16 protein-coding genes are annotated in these 16,670 nt (G+C 40.0%); 7 read left to right on the top strand and 9 right to left on the bottom strand.

The genetic code is table 11. The annotated features are described in order from the left end of the window. Positions 1-126 precede the first annotated feature (126 nt). Together AC1F2U_RS14345 and AC1F2U_RS14340 are read left to right on the top strand one after the other, a co-directional pair. The gene (locus AC1F2U_RS14345; RefSeq protein WP_480261728.1) at positions 127-1,746 is read left to right on the top strand and encodes a glycosyltransferase family 39 protein; all 1,620 of its coding nucleotides are present in this window, start codon (positions 127-129) and stop codon (positions 1,744-1,746) included. A gap of 336 nt (positions 1,747-2,082) precedes the next feature. After that, positions 2,083-2,802 (top strand): DUF4079 domain-containing protein, encoded by a 720-nt coding sequence (locus AC1F2U_RS14340; RefSeq protein ID WP_480261727.1) that lies wholly within the window; start codon positions 2,083-2,085, stop codon positions 2,800-2,802. Between the two features lie 209 nt (positions 2,803-3,011). Here the strand turns inward: AC1F2U_RS14340 and AC1F2U_RS14335 are convergent, their stop codons facing one another. Together AC1F2U_RS14335 and AC1F2U_RS14330 are read right to left on the bottom strand one after the other, a co-directional pair. Next, positions 3,012-4,190, bottom strand: coding sequence for a sensor histidine kinase (locus AC1F2U_RS14335; protein WP_480261726.1), 1,179 nt, complete (start codon positions 4,188-4,190; stop codon positions 3,012-3,014). Between the two features lie 616 nt (positions 4,191-4,806). Next, positions 4,807-5,001: a hypothetical protein gene (locus AC1F2U_RS14330; RefSeq protein WP_480261725.1), complete on the bottom strand. Its 195-nt coding sequence runs from the start codon at positions 4,999-5,001 to the stop codon at positions 4,807-4,809. Positions 5,002-5,332: 331 nt separating this feature from the next. On the opposite strand from AC1F2U_RS14330, the gene AC1F2U_RS14325 reads away from it, so the two are divergent. Continuing rightward, positions 5,333-5,830 (top strand): GNAT family N-acetyltransferase, encoded by a 498-nt coding sequence (locus AC1F2U_RS14325; RefSeq protein WP_480261724.1) that lies wholly within the window; start codon positions 5,333-5,335, stop codon positions 5,828-5,830. Positions 5,831-5,926: 96 nt separating this feature from the next. Here AC1F2U_RS14325 and AC1F2U_RS14320 read toward each other — a convergent pair whose 3' ends face one another. The 6 genes from AC1F2U_RS14320 to AC1F2U_RS14295 all read right to left on the bottom strand — a co-directional run bounded on the left by AC1F2U_RS14320 (position 5,927) and on the right by AC1F2U_RS14295 (position 12,481). Next, positions 5,927-6,544, bottom strand: coding sequence for a class I SAM-dependent methyltransferase (locus AC1F2U_RS14320; protein ID WP_480261723.1), 618 nt, complete (start codon positions 6,542-6,544; stop codon positions 5,927-5,929). 156 nt (positions 6,545-6,700) lie between these two features. Then, positions 6,701-9,172, bottom strand: coding sequence for a GGDEF domain-containing response regulator (locus AC1F2U_RS14315; RefSeq protein WP_480261722.1), 2,472 nt, complete (start codon positions 9,170-9,172; stop codon positions 6,701-6,703). 27 nt (positions 9,173-9,199) lie between these two features. Continuing rightward, a complete protein-coding gene (locus AC1F2U_RS14310) occupies positions 9,200-10,237 on the bottom strand; it encodes a sensor histidine kinase (RefSeq protein WP_480261721.1) in 1,038 nt (345 codons plus the stop codon). Positions 10,238-10,321: 84 nt separating this feature from the next. Further along, entirely contained in the window at positions 10,322-10,750 is a 429-nt protein-coding gene (locus AC1F2U_RS14305; RefSeq protein ID WP_335000001.1) for a response regulator, read from the bottom strand. A 15-nt stretch (positions 10,751-10,765) separates the two neighbouring features. Then, on the bottom strand, positions 10,766-12,259 hold the full coding sequence (locus tag AC1F2U_RS14300) for a sensor histidine kinase (protein WP_480261720.1): 1,494 nt from the start codon (positions 12,257-12,259) through the stop codon (positions 10,766-10,768). A gap of 93 nt (positions 12,260-12,352) precedes the next feature. After that, positions 12,353-12,481 (bottom strand): hypothetical protein, encoded by a 129-nt coding sequence (locus tag AC1F2U_RS14295; protein WP_480261719.1) that lies wholly within the window; start codon positions 12,479-12,481, stop codon positions 12,353-12,355. A gap of 660 nt (positions 12,482-13,141) precedes the next feature. Here AC1F2U_RS14295 and AC1F2U_RS14290 point away from each other — a divergent pair. Continuing rightward, on the top strand, positions 13,142-13,429 hold the full coding sequence (locus AC1F2U_RS14290) for a Mo-dependent nitrogenase C-terminal domain-containing protein (protein WP_480261718.1): 288 nt from the start codon (positions 13,142-13,144) through the stop codon (positions 13,427-13,429). 169 nt (positions 13,430-13,598) lie between these two features. Next, entirely contained in the window at positions 13,599-14,273 is a 675-nt protein-coding gene (locus AC1F2U_RS14285) for a response regulator transcription factor (protein ID WP_480261717.1), read from the top strand. Between the two features lie 74 nt (positions 14,274-14,347). On the opposite strand, the gene AC1F2U_RS14280 is transcribed toward AC1F2U_RS14285, so the two are convergent. Beyond that, positions 14,348-14,515, bottom strand: a complete 168-nt coding sequence (locus AC1F2U_RS14280; protein WP_480261716.1) for a hypothetical protein — start codon at positions 14,513-14,515, stop codon at positions 14,348-14,350. Between the two features lie 20 nt (positions 14,516-14,535). Here AC1F2U_RS14280 and arsM point away from each other — a divergent pair, with 20 nt between their 5' ends. Further along, a complete protein-coding gene (arsM, locus tag AC1F2U_RS14275; protein ID WP_480261715.1) occupies positions 14,536-15,504 on the top strand; it encodes an arsenosugar biosynthesis arsenite methyltransferase ArsM in 969 nt (322 codons plus the stop codon). A 163-nt stretch (positions 15,505-15,667) separates the two neighbouring features. Then, positions 15,668-16,633, top strand: a complete 966-nt coding sequence (locus tag AC1F2U_RS14270) for an inorganic phosphate transporter (protein ID WP_480261714.1) — start codon at positions 15,668-15,670, stop codon at positions 16,631-16,633. Positions 16,634-16,670: the final 37 nt, after the last annotated feature.

Genomic DNA, 16,670 nt, shown 5'->3' with positions numbered 1-16,670 from the left:
TTTACAGATCGGCCTGCTTGAAGGGTTCCTACAAAACATCTTATTAAACCTACTTTTCCCACTCGATCAAAAAAGTTGTTTCATTAAAGTAGATAATTATTGTACAAGTTATTGTGAAATTTATTTATGCGGTATCTCCAACTTGCTTCAAATAGGTTACGATTTCTCATTGTAGTTTTGTTAATGGTGGGTATATTTTTTCGTTTTTTTAACCTTGACCGCAAAGTTTACTGGCACGATGAGACTTTCACTTCATTACGGATTTCTGGTTATACATCAAATGAAGCCAAGCAGCAAATATTTAATGGTCGCATAATTAATAAGGAAAGTTTTGCCAAATTCCAAAGTCCCAATATGGAGAAAGGCTTACGTGACACCATTATATCTTTGGAAGTAGACGATCCACAGCATCCACCACTGTATTATATACTGGCTCGGCTTTGGGTGGGAATTTTTGGCAATTCGGTGACGGTAATTAGAAGTTTATCTGCCTTTATCAGTTTGTTGATTTTTCCGAGTATTTATTGGCTGTGTCGAGAATTATTTAAAGCATCGGCATGGGTATCGGAGGTTGCGATCGCACTTATGGCAATCTCCCCTATTCACTTAGTATACGCCCAAGAAGCACGAGAATATATTCTCTGGATAGTGACTGTATTACTATGCAACGCTTCATTACTACGAGCATTACGGTTAGAATCACAAGAGCGAGTACTACGCATATTAAATTGGGGAATGTATGCAGTCACTTTGGTGCTTAGTCTCTATACATTTTTGTTCAGTGGATTTGTCGTAGTTGCTCATGGTATTTATGTAATTGCCACTGCGAAATTTAAGTTTACTAAAACAGTAAAAGCTTATGTATTAGCATCTTTAGCAGGGTTTTTAGCTTTTACACCTTGGATACTGGTTGTGATAGTAAACTTGTTGCAATTAAAAAGTTCAACAGCTTGGACAAAAAGACATTTACCCTTAGATGCTTTAATTAAATCTTGGCTTTTACAGTTAAATCGGATTTTTCTTGATTTAGACTTAGGCTTTGAAAATCCGTTTACCTATGTAATTACGCCATTTTTTTTAGTTTTTGTTGGATATTCTATTTATTTTATTTGTCGGAAAACTAACTATAAAATCTGGTTGTTTATAGTCACGCTGATTATGATTCCTGCATTACCTTTAATGCTACCAGATTTACTTTTTGGGGGTATACGATCGCTTGCCGAACGTTATTTATTGATTTCTTATTTAGGAATTCAACTAGCTGTTAGTTACCTACTAGCTACGCAGCTACATAATAAGAGTTTTGTACGCCGGAGAATCTGGCAAATAATCATGGGACTAGTGATTATTTGCGGGCTAGTTTCTTATGGAGTGAGTTCTCAGGCTGAAACTTGGTGGAGTAAGGTTATTAGTTACGGTAATCCACAAGTTGCAAAAATTATCAATCAGGCTACCCATCCACTTCTGATTAGCAATGGTTCTAGTATTAATTATGGGAACGTCTTTTCTCTCAGCTATCTTGTACAGCCAAAAGTGCAGTTTCAATTAGTAAAAGACCGTTCTATACCCAATATTCCGAATGGGTTCACTGATATTTTTTTACTAAATCCTTCAGATAGCTGGCGCAAGCAAATAGAAACAAATTATAATTATAAAACGTTTGTTGTGTATGGTGACAAGAATTACTTGCTCTGGAAAATAGAAAATCCACGTAGCAATGTATTTTTTGAAAAAATTAGGACTTAGCCAAAACTACACACTGTAGGTATGAACAGTTCATGTAAGTGAATTTGCGTCTCATAGAAAAGATACTTTATTGCTCCTACCTGGAAATAATTCTTTTCGACTATTATTTGCGTAATTTTATATTAAAAAATATTTCTATATATCTTTTGATATATGGAAATATTTGCTAAAGTCATCGTCTTTTATAAGGTATTGAAATAGTTTCTTGATTAAAATCATTTAAAAACAACAAAAATAAATATTAAACAAATTCTCATCTGAAATTCATTTAAGTAATGGTACGATGCTTTAAATTATCCTTTGTGATGAATTCAATGATTTATTGAAAGGTGTTGTATGCAAATAACAGATTTTCTTAGTCTTTTACATCCAGCGATCGCAATTATATTCGTGTTTCCACTCATCGGTACAGTAGTTAATTTTGCTTGGCAAACACGCCAACGCAGATTGCAAATTTTAGCAGGTAGTAAGAGTAAAATTCCTCCAGTGGTGGGTGCAGAACATAAGCAGTTAGGTGAAAGGCTCACAAGTGCAGTTGTTGGATTAACTTTAATCGGATTAAGCTACCCTATTGGCAAACATATTATCAAAAATAAATTATGGAATCAAACACCTTTTCAAGTGATTTTTATACTGCTAATATTTGCTGCCACTATCGCCTCATTAGTATTTCTTTATTGGGCAAAGCAGCGGGCGTGGCGGGCAGTTTTTGCCACTTTAGCTGGTGCAGGTTTAGTAATTCTAGGCTGTCAGGATGGAGTCTATCGCCGCACCAATGAATGGTATTGGTCACATTATTATATTGGCATTACCGCAGCACTACTAATGATTTTTTCATTAGCAATTGTTCAAGATATTTATCAAGATAAGTCTAATCGTTGGCGTCTCGTTCATACGATTTTAAACTGCATTGCTTTGTTGCTATTTATTGGACAAGGTATGACAGGAACGCGAGACTTGTTAGAAATTCCCCTAAGTTGGCAAGAACCCTATATTTATCAGTGTGATTTTGCTAATAAAACTTGTCCAACACCAAATTCCCAAGCACCAAAATAAGCCGAGGAGAATAACTCACACCAATACCTAATGCTTAACTATTATAATTTACTTGACTAATCATTAGACTTCTTGTGTGAATCAATGAGCTTTCACCCTAAATCCCTCTCCCAAGCTTGGGAAAGGGACTTTAAATTTGCCTCCCCTTCTCCCAATTTTGGGAGAAGGGGTTGGAGGATGAGGGCAAATTTTGTATTTGTGCCAGAGGTCTATTGTAGTGGTAAAGTGACAATTACTGTTGTGCCAACACCCTGCTCACTTTCTAATTGAATATGACCACCATGTAACTCTACACATTTTTTAACTATAGTAAGTCCTAGTCCTGTTCCTTGAATTACACCCACATTACTGGCGCGATAGAAGGTTTTAAATAGATGAGTTTGATCTTTGAGAGGAATCCCCATTCCTCGATCTTTTATTTGGAAAATGGCGAGGTAATCTTTGCAAATCAAATCAAACCAAATAGTGTCACTTTCAGGGGAATATTTGATGGCATTGGAAATCAAATTGGTTAAGATACAATTTAGTAGGTCTTCATCCATCTGGGCTTGAGTCGATTCACCTTGAACAGTAAAGATAATCCTGTGCTTACTACCTGCATTGAGTTGAAGAATATCTGTGAGTTCGCTACAGAAATTTTCTAAATTTAACAGCGTAGGTTTGTATTGGAGTTTAGCTGCTTCCGTTTTACTCAAGAACAATATCTCATCTAAGAGATTAAGCATTTGGTTGATAGCATTTTGTATTCGATCGAAATATTTAGTTCTGCGGATATCAGTTAGTTTATTGCTGTTGTATTCAAGTATATCTACAGCCGTCCGAATCGTAGTCATGGGGGTGCGGAACTCGTGAGAAACCATTGCTACAAAGTTTGACTTTAACTCGTTGAGTTCCTGTTCTTTTGCCAGTGCTTGACGGGTGCGTTCTTCACTCTCGCGTAGTTGGTTGAGAATTTCGCTTCTTTCAATGGCATAGCGAATGGCACGCACTAACCGTTGTATAGTGATTTTATCTTTAACTAGATAGTCTTGCGCTCCTTCTGCTAATGCTTGCAGTGCTAAATCTTCATCATCAACACCTGTTAACACTACAACTGGGATATCAGGTACTGCTGCCCTAAATTTTTTCAACGTGTTTAGTCCAATAGAGTCTGGAAGGCTGAGGTCTAACAAAACTAGGTCGAATCTGCGTTGCTTTGGACTCTCTATCTGAGAATTATCAAGGGTAGACGTAGAATTTTCCCTACTAGCTTCTATTGCCTCAGATAACCGTTCAACATGTAACATCTGCCATTGTTCTCGATCTAAATTTAAAAATATCCGGCGTAGCAGATGAGCATCACTTGCACTATCTTCTACTAATAGAATGTGAATTGTGAGCTTTTCCATAGTACAGGGTTATATCAATTTGTTAGATAATCACCTGATTTCCTATTTTTTAGATAGGGCTAGAATTTATGCGTTTATTAGAAGGTTAATAAGCAGTTATTAGATATATATTTAAAGATACCTTAATTTGCGTTGAGAGTAAAATAAAATACTGTTCCTATGCCCGGCCCGGTTTCGACTCAGCCCAGATGCGATCGCCATACTGTTCTCGACGAGTATAAAGAGGGTGGAAAACCTCATTCGCACTATATGTAAATTACTCAGAGCTAGACTCAGTACTATATTACAGTTAATGAGCATAAATTCCTAACCCCGATTCCCCAAAGGAGAATAATACTAGCAAGTCTTAAATCAACTGCTGCATCCGCTTTGCCCCATCAATCATATATTCATCCCACTGTTTTGCAACGCTTTATGCTGGTGGATGCATTGGGGTTTGGGACTGCGATACCTGCGATAAGCAACCCTAACGCACGTAGAGATAATGTAGCTCATAACACAAAAAATAAGTGGATAATTGTAGCTGTTACACCACATATCCACTCGATACATACTCTATTAGGGTAATTACACAAGACCTGACAAGATGATTAAAACTTGGGAAGGTTCAAATCAATTAACGTGACTCAGTTCCTTGATTGGGGCTACCTGCTACACCATCGTTTTCTGGAGCTTCTGGAGTAGCAGTGGATTTAGCATCACTCTTTTCCGCATCACCAGTTTTGCGGATACTTTCTTCGGTAGGGGTTTCGCCGTCAGCAGAAGCAGTTGACGCAGGTTGTTCATTATTAGATTTTTGTTGTTCAGCCATGATTACATCCCTTATTATTTATCCTTGGGATTATCTTAAAAAATTAGGAGTATGGGTGCATCTATCTAGAATATAGTTATGGCTGATTTCTCCCTCTATCCTAAGTATTGTTTTGTACTACTCATGTCTGCTGATAAAAATCCATAAATATAGAAGTTGTTAACCTTAGAACCCTTGCTATCGTTAATGGAGAACCTAAAAGGGGTTTTATCTCCGAGATGCTTTTAAAATTGCCTTATTGATAGTTGCCAGGAAATAGCAAGCAATCTGAGTCTGGCTAGGTGAATAATATGGTGTGATGATGGTGATACAAACTATCAAAGTCTAATTAATGAACCAGAACAATCTATCGTTACCATCTGGATGTATCCTTCGCAAGGCAACCTCTGGGGATCAGTGGTCGATTCGATTGCTGGTATTTTCAGCCAAACTCGATCCAACCCAATTAAATTGGCAGCAATTTTGGGTAATTGAATGCAATGAGAATCTTATAGCTTGCGGACAGCTGCGTAACTTTTCAGGGGCACAAGAACTTGGTAGCTTGGTCGTTGCATCAGCTTGGAGAGGTCGCGGTTTGGGTAGTTTGCTAACGCAGCATTTGATTAATACAGCAACGCAACCACTCTATCTGGAATGCTTAGGTCAACGACTGGTGCAGTTTTACAGTCGCTTTGACTTTGTGCCAATATCTTTTGAAGACTTGCCACAATTTCCCAAGACAAGAGGCTTATCTACGCTCAAGGACAAATTTAGATTCTCGCAGTTAGCTAAAAGGCTGCTCAAAGTTCCTGTAGTATTTATGGAATATCGAGGTCAGACTAATTCGTAATTCGTAATTCGTAATTCGTAATTCGTAATTCGTAATTTAAGATATGCAGAATAAGGCTTGATACAAGATGTTTCCAACTTTTTATTGCCTCCATTTTCAAATCGGAGGTTTACTAAAAATCGTTAGTAAGACAGGCCCTAGTAAATAATGGTGATTCAAACACAATAGCCCAGCAGAAGAGCCAAGAAGTTGACGTTGATTAGGGCTGTAGAGTCTAATTCCGCGGGGAGAGATAGGCAATAATTGAGGTTCTGTCTCTTTTTGGGAAGTAATGTCAACCAAATAAAAGCGTCCGCCGGGAGAAAGTACCCGTGCTATCTCACTAACCACCTGTTTTGGTTCCAAATAGTGCAAGAAGCTGATAGTACTGAAAACGGCATCAAATTGACCATCAGCAAAGGGAAGAGACTCAGCTTTGCCCTCAATATAAATTAAGCGTGGACGGTGGCGGTTGTTCTGTCTTGCTACCCGCAACATATTAGCAGATAAATCCAATCCGGTAGCTTGGAGATTGGGAAACTGAGTAGCAAGGCGCTCAAGCAAGCGTCCAGTACCACAGCCGATATCAAGTACATTTGCTAGCTCTGGTAAATCGACGTACTCCAGCAACCGTTGGTGAACGGCTCGATAAAACACTGAAGGAAAGAACCAATCGTAACTTGATGCCCATAGGTCAAAAAGTAGCTTTTTATTATTGAAAAAGTTATCAGTCATTAGTTTTCACAGCTTGCTTAAAGCTTGATGCTTTTTAAGAGTAAGTTTAGCTGCGCCTCCAAGAATTTGGTTAACAACACAAATTAACTATAGCGGTTCAGAATTAGTTGTAATATCGGGTTTTTGTTGGCTTAGTTACACGAAGCTAAAGACTGGCTAATATCTAGGTTCAATGCCAGATAAAATTAATGTTTCTACCAACTTGCTATCGAGGGGTTGGGAGAAAAAATATCCCTGTGCATATTTGCATTTCATCACTTTAAGTTGTGCTAGTTGCTCTAGTGTTTCTACGCCCTCTGCTATTACATCTATATTTAGACTCTGTGCTAGAGCGACGATCGCTTGAACAATCTCTAAGTTTTCTCCATTAGCACCAATCTTAGCAATAAAGGAACGATCGATCTTCAAGGCATTACTGGGAAAGCGGTGCAGGTAACTCAAGGATGAATAGCCGATGCCAAAATCATCTAAGTGTAATTGAATATTCATCTGTTGCAGCTGCAAGAGCATAAAAGTTGCTAATTGAATATTCTCCATAAGTACGCTTTCGGTAATCTCCAGCTTTAAACTGCCAACTTCTAAACCAGTCTCTTGGATAATTTGGTTAATTTTCTCAATCAGACTGGGTTGTGAAAACTGCTTAGTGGAAAGATTTACACTGATTGTCAAGGGTGGATCGGTAGGAAATTGTACTTGCCAAGCACGCATCTGCCGACAAGCCTCGCCTAGTACCCAATAACCAATAGGGATAATCAGCCCAGTTTCTTCTGCCAGGGGAATAAAGTGGTCTGGAGATACTAATCCATGTTGCGGGTGTTGCCAGCGAACGAGAGCCTCGAAGCCAATAATTTTGTAAGTTTCTAATAAAATAATTGGCTGGTAGTAAACCTGAAACTCCTGGCGTTCAACTGCCCGTCGTAGATCCATCTCTAACTCTAATAGCTGGGTTACTTGGGTGTACATGGTTGAGTCAAATATCTCATGGCGTGCCTTACCCAATGCTTTAGCGCGATACATTGCAATGTCAGCGTCGCGCAAGAGTTCCTCCGGTCGGTTATAACTACCCTTGCTCAGAGCGATGCCAATACTGACGGTGGTAAATACCTCGTAACCACTGAGTTGGAACGCAAATGTCAGAGCTTCGTGTATCCGCTCCACTACGCTGATTACGTCATTGGCATTTTGGAGATCGTCAAGCAAAATTGTAAATTCATCTCCTCCTAGACGGGCAACTGTGTCTCCAGCACGCAGGCAATTTTCTAATCTCCGAGCAAGGGCAGTTAGTAGTTGATCGCCAATCATGTGACCGAGACTGTCGTTGACAACTTTGAAGCGATCTAGGTCTAGAAAGAGAACAGCGAATGTATAGTTCGCGCGTCGTTTTACCTGCATGAGCGCACGCTCTAGCCGTTCCATAAATAAGGCACGGTTTGGCAGACCGGTTAGGATATCGTGAAAGGCATCATAAATTAATTGCGCCTCCGCAAGTTTGAGAGCAGTAATATTACGAGCGATACTTAAAACAAAATATACTGAACCATCATTAGCTAGTTCTGGGACAAGGCGGGTATGGTAATGTCTTGTTTGCTGGCCGATCGCTAAACTGCATTCAAACTCCGTTTCTTCCTTAGTTTGGAAAACTTGCCGAAGCTTGCGATCGCATATCCGGCAAAATTCTTCTGGCAAATTTAATTCTGCGTTTGTTTTGCCGATAAATGTTTCGGCTGATATTCCTGTAACTTTTTCAATAGCTGGATTAACGTAAACGTAGCGCAATTGAGGGTTAAATCTAGAAATAATATCAGGTGCATTTTCAACTAGTGCTTTGAATTCTTGCTGGCGACGCGCTAGTGCTTCCAGAATTTGGTTGCGTTCGGTGATATCCTGAAAGACCAAAACTGCACCCGTGATGTTACCACTGTCATCTTTAATTGGTGCAACACTATCATCAATTGGTATTTCTGTACCGTTTTTAGCAATAAGTATCGTCTGCTCTGGTAGACCGATCGTAACGCCCGACTGAAGGACTTGCTCTACAGGATTTTCAATTATTATATGAGTTGCTTGATGAGCAATATTGAATACTTCTGTTGCTTCTTTACCAAATGCATCTGCATAATTCCAACCCGTTAGTACCTCCGCAATTGGATTCATAAAATTTACAGTTCCAGCTTCGTCGCTGGTAATTACAGCATCTCCAATACTTTTAAGTACAGTAGTTAGCCATTGTTCATTCTGTTTTAATTTTTTTTCTGTTTGATGTTTAGAAAGGGTAATTTCAATCGTGAACTTTAATTCTTTTTCTTTAAAAGGCTTGAGAATGTAGCCAAACGGCTCTGTCACCTTGGCTCGATTCAATGTTGATTCATCTGCATTAGCAGTCAGATATATGACTGGAATATTAAAAAGATTATGAATTATCTGAGCCGCCTCCACACCGTCCATCTTTCCTTTAAGGTGAATATCCATTAGAACTAAATCTAAAGAATCATCTGCTGCTTTCTTAATTGCTTCTTCTCCCGAATCAGCAAGTCCCAGAACAGTGTATCCAAATTTCCTGAGCCGACTTTGTATATCCATTGCCACGATGATTTCATCTTCAACAACTAATATATTTACTGGGTTCATGATTTTATTTAACTTCTAATTCTAAATTTAGAAAATTTTATTCGGAAATATAATTTTATACTCTACTCCATTGTCGCTGATAAAATCGATATTGCCTTGTAGCTGATGTATTAGACCTTTGACTAATCGTAAACCTAATGATTCTGTCGCTTGAAAGTCAAAATCTTGGGCAAAGCCGACACCATTATCACCGATAGTAAGTGTAAACAAATTTCCTTCTCTGGAGCAAAAGTCAATATAAATTTCTCCCGGTTCTCTTTGGGGAAAGGCATATTTTAGGGAATTTGAAATAAGTTCGTTGATAATCAAACCGCAAGGAATAGCTGCATCAATAGCTAGAAAAACCTCCTCAACATTCATTTTCAAAGTAATATCGCTGGAATTAACGTTGTATGAATAAAATAAATTAGTTACTAAATCTTGAATATAGTCGGCAAAATTAATTTTTGCCAAGTCTTGAGATTGATATAGTTTCTCGTGGATCAGAGCCATTGATTCAATCCGGTTCTGGCTATCTTTGAATACCTCAAGAGCTTGATTGTCCTTGAGATACTCTGCTTGCAGGTTGAGCAGACTAGAAATAATCTGCAAATTATTTTTTACCCGGTGATGAATTTCTTTCAACAGCACCTCTTTTTCTTGAAGCGATGCTTTAATCTGCTCCTCTGCTTGTTTACGCTCCCGCCTCACTAGTGCCTCACGCAGCTCGCGGGCAACAGCAGGAATAAGCCGTGCTAGATTGCCTTTGATAATGTAGTCATGGGCACCAGCTTTCATCGCGGCGACTGCCGTATCTTCACCAATAGTGCCTGAGACGATAATGAATGGCAAGTCAAGTCCACTTTCCTTGACCTGCTTCAATGCCGCCGGGGCGCTAAAGGTGGGCATAGAATAATCGCAGATAACGATATCCCATGTTTGCTCTGCGATCGCAGCTTTCATGGCTGTGGGTGTATCAATCCGTTCAAAAGTTACTTCGTAGCCACCACGTTGCAGTTCGCGCAGCAGCAACAAAGCGTCATCTTCTGAATCCTCAACAAGTAATACACGCAGTGGTATACCCATGTAATTCGTAATTCGTAATTCGTAATTCGTAATTAAGAAAGTCAGTCTTACGTCTATAACCTGATTTTGGAGGATTGGTAGAAGCTATATCCTTGGTGGTGATTCGTTTAAGACAAACCAGTACAATCCTAGTTGTCGCACTGCTTCACTGAATTGGGAAAAGTCTACTGGTTTCCGAACATAGCTGTTGGCTCCCAAGCTATAACCATTGATTAAGTCTTGCTCCTCTTTGGAGGAGGTGAGAATGACGACGGGAAGGATTTTTGTCCTGTCATCGGTTCGTAGGTGTCGCAAAACTTCTAGACCATCCATTTTAGGCAACTTCAAATCTAGCAGGATGAGATTCGGCATAACGCTCATGTCGCGATCGGCGTATACACCTTTACCAAAGAGATAATCTAGGGCTTCTACCCCATCGCGCGCTACTACTACCTCGTTCAGAATATTGTTTTTCTTAAGTGCGCGTAGGGTGAGCGCTTCATCGTCAGGATTGTCTTCTACAAGTAAAATCATGTTGTATTCCTCTAGTTAAAGGGTGAAGTAAAATGTTGCGCCTTGCTCTAGTGCACTTTCAGCCCAAACACGGCCGCCATGACGGTGAATAATGCGCTGCACAGTAGCTAGTCCGATGCCAGTGCCTTCAAACTCAGTCATGGCGTGTAGGCGCTGAAAAGCACCGAAGAGTTTGTCAATATAGGCCATATCAAAGCCTGTGCCATCATCGCGGACAAAATACACGTGGGTGTCATCTTGCTGTAAAAGCCCAAATTCTATGCGTGCTTTTTGATGTTTTCCTGTAAACTTCCACGCATTACCTAGCAGGTTTTCTAGCACGATCCTTAACAGATGAGCATCACCATTAGCAACCAATCCCGGCGTAATGATAAACTCTACTTGGCGTTCTGGTTGGGTTTTGTGCAAGTCTGTAGCGATCGCCTCCACGAGTGCGCTGAGATCGACCTTTTCGTAACGCATCTCACTACGCGTCAATCGTGACAGATTCAGTAGATCATCGATTAGTTGTGCCATTCGCTGGGTGGCTGCACGCACTCGTTGGAGGTAGTTTTGACCTAGTGCGTCCAGCTTGTCAGCATAATCTTCTAGGAGTGCTTGACTAAAGCCATCGATGCTCCGCAAGGGGGCGCGCAGGTCATGAGACACAGAATAACTAAATGCTTCCATCTCTTTGTTAGTGGCTTCGAGTTGTGCTGTGCGTTCTGCAACTCGCCCCTCAAGCTGGACGTTCAGACGCAGAATCTCTGACTCCGCCTTTTTACGCTCATTAATTTCAGTTTGCAATTCATTGTTAGTGTTTCTCAGTTCGGCAGTCCGTTTGTTAACCTCTATTTCTAACTCATCGCGAGCCTTTTGCAGAGAATTTTCCATCCGTTTGCGTTTGATCAGTTCCTGATTGGTGATTGTAGCTGCGAAACCGACGATCGCAGAAGCGATAATGCTACCAAAAATAGTCAGCAAAGTTGTTTGATGAGCGCTAGCGTTCGCCTTCATCGATCGCTGTTTCAACAACTCATTCTCTTCATTCTCCATAGCTGTGGTCAGGATTCGGATGTCCTCCATAATCTGCTGACCCCGATCTGTCTGAACTATTTGCAACGCGGACTCTAAGTTTTTGCTCCTAGCGTTAATCGTCTGTTCAATCAAAACCAGTTTTTTAGTTATCAGAGGTTCGAGGCGATCGAGCCGCCGCCGTTGATTCGGGTTATCCGCAGTCAATTGGCGTAGAGTCTTAAGTTTCTGAGCAATCTCGCCAGTTGCAGTGCGATACGGTTCCAGATACCGTTCTTTGCCTGTGAGAAGATAGCCTCGTTGTCCAGTCTCTGCATCTTTAATCTGTGACATTACTTCTTTTGTCTTTTCAAGCACCTCGCGTGTATGTGTTACCCATTGAGCGTTTTCTCTATACTGAAGCAAACTAAGATATGAGATAACCCCAACACCAGTCATAATTGCGACTGCTATTACAAAACTGCCTGTATTCTTTTTGTAAATAGCCCATTCCATTTTTTACCTTCCTAGTTGAAAAAGTAGCTGCTGGCTAAATTGGTAAAAACGGTGAGCCAGTGCTGTAGAACGGTAACAGTCGGTCTCTACTGGCTATCTTCTTTTCTTTACGAGAGACTGTGCCAATGAGACGATCGCGATCGCTGCGTTAGCGCCGTTAGAATCGTCACGCGTTCCCGTCTTTGAAAGAGAAGGGTGACTAGCAGCCCAACTACTCGTCATAGTTTTTAGTAACTGATACCAAGTTTCTTAACTTTGAGAGCGAATTAGCTCTAATAAAGGATATCTATAATTAGTTAATGATTGTGACCGTATATTTTCTGAGACATGAGAAGGCAAATAATAAATTTTGTTAAATGATTCAGTATATTTCCGCAGCCATCTTCACGATCTTTTCGCTTGCATAAATTATGTTAATGTGCTAAACGACATCAGCAATTACACTTAAAAATCTTTACTTATATTAGCTTGATATTAAATTGATTGACAAATGCGTAGACTAAATAGAAACGTAAAGTACTATCAGTAACCTGAAAAATTCTGCATCGTCCAGAGATTGAGCCGAAATGTTTGTCAAATAGTACCAATTTGCCCAAAAGCGTTATCCTGTCTACGTTTTTGCCCTGAAAATCGAGCTTCTCTACTAGAGAAAGGTTAGGGGGTTCAGTTTTGGATGGGTTTTTCAATATGAAGTGGAAAGTCAGGACAAATTATCGGGAACTGTAGTACTTGAATGTGTAGTTAACATTACTATTTCTACCTCTGTAGAGAACCAAAGAAAAAGTAACAAGTGCATAAAACTATAAAACCTAACTGTATTTATTTATAGAGGTTCAAATACAAAAAACTCAATCTAGTTTGAAATTATCAAGGTGAAAAATTATGACAAGCTTTATTCAAATTCGCTTATACAAAGATTTACTGCACCCAGTCCGCGAGTGGTTGGAAACGATAGAAATTCATAACTCCAAATTGGCTCATTTTCTATGCAAAGCTATTCCTGCTCAATGTCCCTTTGAGCGAGACATCATGCTGCTTGGCCGGAAGCTATTGCATATTCCACCTATGTGTAAATTAAATCCTCTATACGAGGAAGTGGTTGGTTTGCGTTTTAGAGCGCTCTGTTATCTTGCCGATGAATGTGGTGAAGATATCACAGCTTATTGCTGATAGCCAGTTGGATTGTTCTTCGATCGAGCAGCGATCGGTAATTGCAGATTTACGGTTGTTACTTACTCAGGTTTATACTAAGCTAACGTACACCTAATTAGATGTTTGGCTATTAAGTAGCTGGCACTATTGTTGCTTCCCGTATCCTGCTGAAATTATTAAGATCATCATGACGCACATCTTACTGATTGAAGATGAGGTCAAACTGGCACGATTTATCGAATTGGAATTGAATTATGAAGGTTATCAAGTCAGTATTGCCTACGATGGATTAACTGCACTCACCGCAGCCAGGGAGTTGCATCTGGATTTAGTAATTTTAGACTGGATGTTGCCTGGGTTGTCGGGGTGGGAAATTTGCACCCGCCTGCGGAGTATCGCTGAGAAAGTGCCGATAATCTTATTAACCGTCAAAGATGAAGTGAGCGATCGCATTGCAGGTTTAGACGCTGGTGCTGATGATTACCTCGTTAAACCCTTCAGCGTTGATGAATTATTAGCCAGAGTCGGCGCTCGCCTACGAAGAAACAATCAAGTAGAGTACGCAGATATTTTAGAATTTGAAGACCTGAGTTTAAATCGTCGCACGCGGGAAGTATATCGAGATCGGCGGTTAATAGAGTTAACTGCGAAGGAATTTGATTTACTAGAATATTTGCTGGCCCATCCGCGACAGATAATTAGCTGCGATCGCATTTTAGAGGAAGTCTGGGGTTATGACTTCATGGGCGATGCCAACATCATTGAACCCTACATTAACTACCTGCGCCTGAAACTTGAAGCCAATAACGAAAAATGCCTGATTCAAACTGTGATCGGTGTTGGCTACACATTGCATGATTGAATTCGAGAAAGACAAGCGAAAGACTTTTCAATCATTCTTCCTTATTCCCCTAATCCCCAGCGATACACTGAGTTTCAACTACGCTCAACTACCACTTGTCGTTGGTACAGCCTTTCCAAGAGTTGTATTTCTAGTCCCCAATCCTTCATCATAAAAATATTTAGGGTTTTTGGCAATCTCACCAAAAACTCATCCAACTCAGAGTTAATTATATTAGGATGCACAAAGCTGTAATCATCCAAAATCCAAAACTCAAAGTGGCATGACCTATCTAGAAACAGCAGCGCAGTTCTATCGCGAAGTTGCCCAAACCCCGCAAGTTGGACTTTGTTGTGTACAAAGTACGCCCCTGCAATTACCAGGATTGAAAATTCCTTTGCCAATGCAGGAAATGAATTATGGTTGTGGCACCACTGTTCACCCCACCGAACTAGGAAAGCAACCTACTGTGCTGTACGTCGGCGTTGGTGGCGGCTTAGAAGCGTTGCAATTCGCTTATTTTTCCCGTTATGCAAGTGCTGTAATTGCCGTTGAACCTGTTGGGGCCATGCGGGAAGCAGCTACACGTAATTTGGAAATTGCTGCTCAAGAAAACCCCTGGTTTAACACTAGCTTTGTCGAAATCCGCGAAGGTGATGCTTTTAACTTACCTGTTGCTGATGCTAGCGTTGATATCGTGGCACAAAATTGTCTTTTCAACATCTTTGAACCAGAAGATTTAACTCGTGCTTTAAAAGAAGCATATCGGGTGTTAAAACCAGGTGGACGCTTGCAGATGAGCGATCCAATTGCGACTCGTCCCATTCCAGCACATCTTCAAGAAGATGAGCGACTCAGAGCCATGTGTTTATCAGGCGCACTCACATATCAAGAGTATACTGAAAAGATTATAAATGCTGGTTTTGGCCAAGTTGAAATTCGTGCCCGTCGTCCTTATCGCCTACTAGATTCCCAGACTTATAATTTAGAAGAAAACCTACTTTTAGAAAGTCTGGATTCAGTCTCATTTAAAGTTGTAATTCCAGAAGATGGTGCTTGCATTTTCACTGGAAAAACAGCAATTTATGCTGGTTCTGAACCCTTCTTTGATGATTTTGCAGGTCATATACTTCAGCTAGGTATTCCGGCTGCGGTGTGTGATAAAACTGCTGCTAAACTTGTTGCTAGTAACCCAGCAGAAATAATTGTTACCAATTCAACCTGGCACTATAGCGGTGGTGGCTGCTGTTAATTTGTTCAGAAAGAATTCAGGTGTCAGAATTCAGAGTGGTTCTGTGCGACACTTCGACAAGCTCAGTGCATCGCTGGGTGATGAATGCACAATTTGAATATTTCACTAATTACATTCTGAATTCTAGATTCTGAATTCTGACTTCTTTTTTATAAACTCCAAAATGTTGTTAATTAGTCTATTTTTAGCTACGCTTTTTTTAGCATACTCAAATGGAGCAAATGATAATTTTAAAGGTGTAGCGACGCTGTTTGGTAGCCGAACTAGCAGCTATCAAACAGCAATTTTGTGGGCAACTTTCACAACTTTTGCTGGTGCAATAACTGCGACTTTTTTAGCAGGAGCATTAATTAAAAACTTGTCTGGAAAAGGACTATTACCTGATGCGATCGCTAATTCTCCAGAGTTTCATCTTGCAGTCGCGATCGCGACTGGATTGACTGTAATCATTGCTACCCTCATCGGGTTTCCCATTTCCACAACTCACAGTTTAACAGGTGCGCTGGTTGGCGCTGGATTAGTTGCGATCGGACTACAAGTTAATTTTGCAGCTTTAGGAACTTCCTTTGTTTTGCCTTTATTACTCAGTCCAATCGTTGCTATTCCCTTGGGAGCAGGAATTTACAGCTTATCTGGCTATATTAATTCAAAATGGCATCTACCAGTCAACCAAAAAATGATTGATGGTTGTCATTTTTTCAGCGCTGGAATTATCAGTTTTGCTAGAGGATTAAATGATACTCCTAAGATTGTTTCACTCATCCTAATTATTGAATATTTCTCGATTCAGGGAGGAGCGATCGTGATAGCGATCGCAATGGCACTTGGCGGTTTACTGAACTCCCAAAAAGTTGCAATAACCATGAGTGAAAAGATTACCTCAATGAATCAGACTCAAGGCTTATCAGCAAATATAGTAACTGGAGTTCTAGTCATTGCAGCTACTCAGTTTGGGCTTCCAGTTTCTACCACTTACGTTTCAGTTAGTTCTATTTTTGGTGTTGGATTAATTAACAAAAAATCTAAATCTAATACTCGTGTTTTTTATCAGATTCTACTATCGTGGATTTTAACTTTACCAACTGCTGCAATTATTAGTGCAATAACCTACAGATTATTGCAAGGTTAGAAAAATTAAAGATTGTTGTGCAACTTTTTAGGAGTAG

It is taken from the genome of Nostoc sp. LEGE 12454, from assembly GCF_056620565.1.
This window is presented reverse-complemented; position numbering and strand designations above follow the sequence as displayed.

Excerpts from the sequence above, each read along its gene's own strand:
- AC1F2U_RS14325 (WP_480261724.1), top strand. The coding sequence starts at position 5,333 with ATGAACCAGAACAATCTATCGTTACCATCTGGATGTATCCTTCGCAAG.
- AC1F2U_RS14310 (WP_480261721.1), bottom strand. The coding sequence starts at position 10,237 with ATGGGTATACCACTGCGTGTATTACTTGTTGAGGATTCAGAAGATGAC.
- AC1F2U_RS14320 (WP_480261723.1), bottom strand. The coding sequence starts at position 6,544 with ATGACTGATAACTTTTTCAATAATAAAAAGCTACTTTTTGACCTATGG.
- AC1F2U_RS14290 (WP_480261718.1), top strand. The coding sequence starts at position 13,142 with ATGACAAGCTTTATTCAAATTCGCTTATACAAAGATTTACTGCACCCA.
- AC1F2U_RS14335 (WP_480261726.1), bottom strand. The coding sequence starts at position 4,190 with ATGGAAAAGCTCACAATTCACATTCTATTAGTAGAAGATAGTGCAAGT.
- arsM (WP_480261715.1), top strand. The coding sequence starts at position 14,536 with ATGACCTATCTAGAAACAGCAGCGCAGTTCTATCGCGAAGTTGCCCAA.
- AC1F2U_RS14305 (WP_335000001.1), bottom strand. The coding sequence starts at position 10,750 with ATGATTTTACTTGTAGAAGACAATCCTGACGATGAAGCGCTCACCCTA.
- AC1F2U_RS14295 (WP_480261719.1), bottom strand. The coding sequence starts at position 12,481 with ATGACGAGTAGTTGGGCTGCTAGTCACCCTTCTCTTTCAAAGACGGGA.
- AC1F2U_RS14345 (WP_480261728.1), top strand. The coding sequence starts at position 127 with ATGCGGTATCTCCAACTTGCTTCAAATAGGTTACGATTTCTCATTGTA.
- AC1F2U_RS14340 (WP_480261727.1), top strand. The coding sequence starts at position 2,083 with ATGCAAATAACAGATTTTCTTAGTCTTTTACATCCAGCGATCGCAATT.
- AC1F2U_RS14285 (WP_480261717.1), top strand. The coding sequence starts at position 13,599 with ATGACGCACATCTTACTGATTGAAGATGAGGTCAAACTGGCACGATTT.
- AC1F2U_RS14330 (WP_480261725.1), bottom strand. The coding sequence starts at position 5,001 with ATGGCTGAACAACAAAAATCTAATAATGAACAACCTGCGTCAACTGCT.
- AC1F2U_RS14315 (WP_480261722.1), bottom strand. The coding sequence starts at position 9,172 with ATGAACCCAGTAAATATATTAGTTGTTGAAGATGAAATCATCGTGGCA.
- AC1F2U_RS14270 (WP_480261714.1), top strand. The coding sequence starts at position 15,668 with ATGTTGTTAATTAGTCTATTTTTAGCTACGCTTTTTTTAGCATACTCA.
- AC1F2U_RS14300 (WP_480261720.1), bottom strand. The coding sequence starts at position 12,259 with ATGGAATGGGCTATTTACAAAAAGAATACAGGCAGTTTTGTAATAGCA.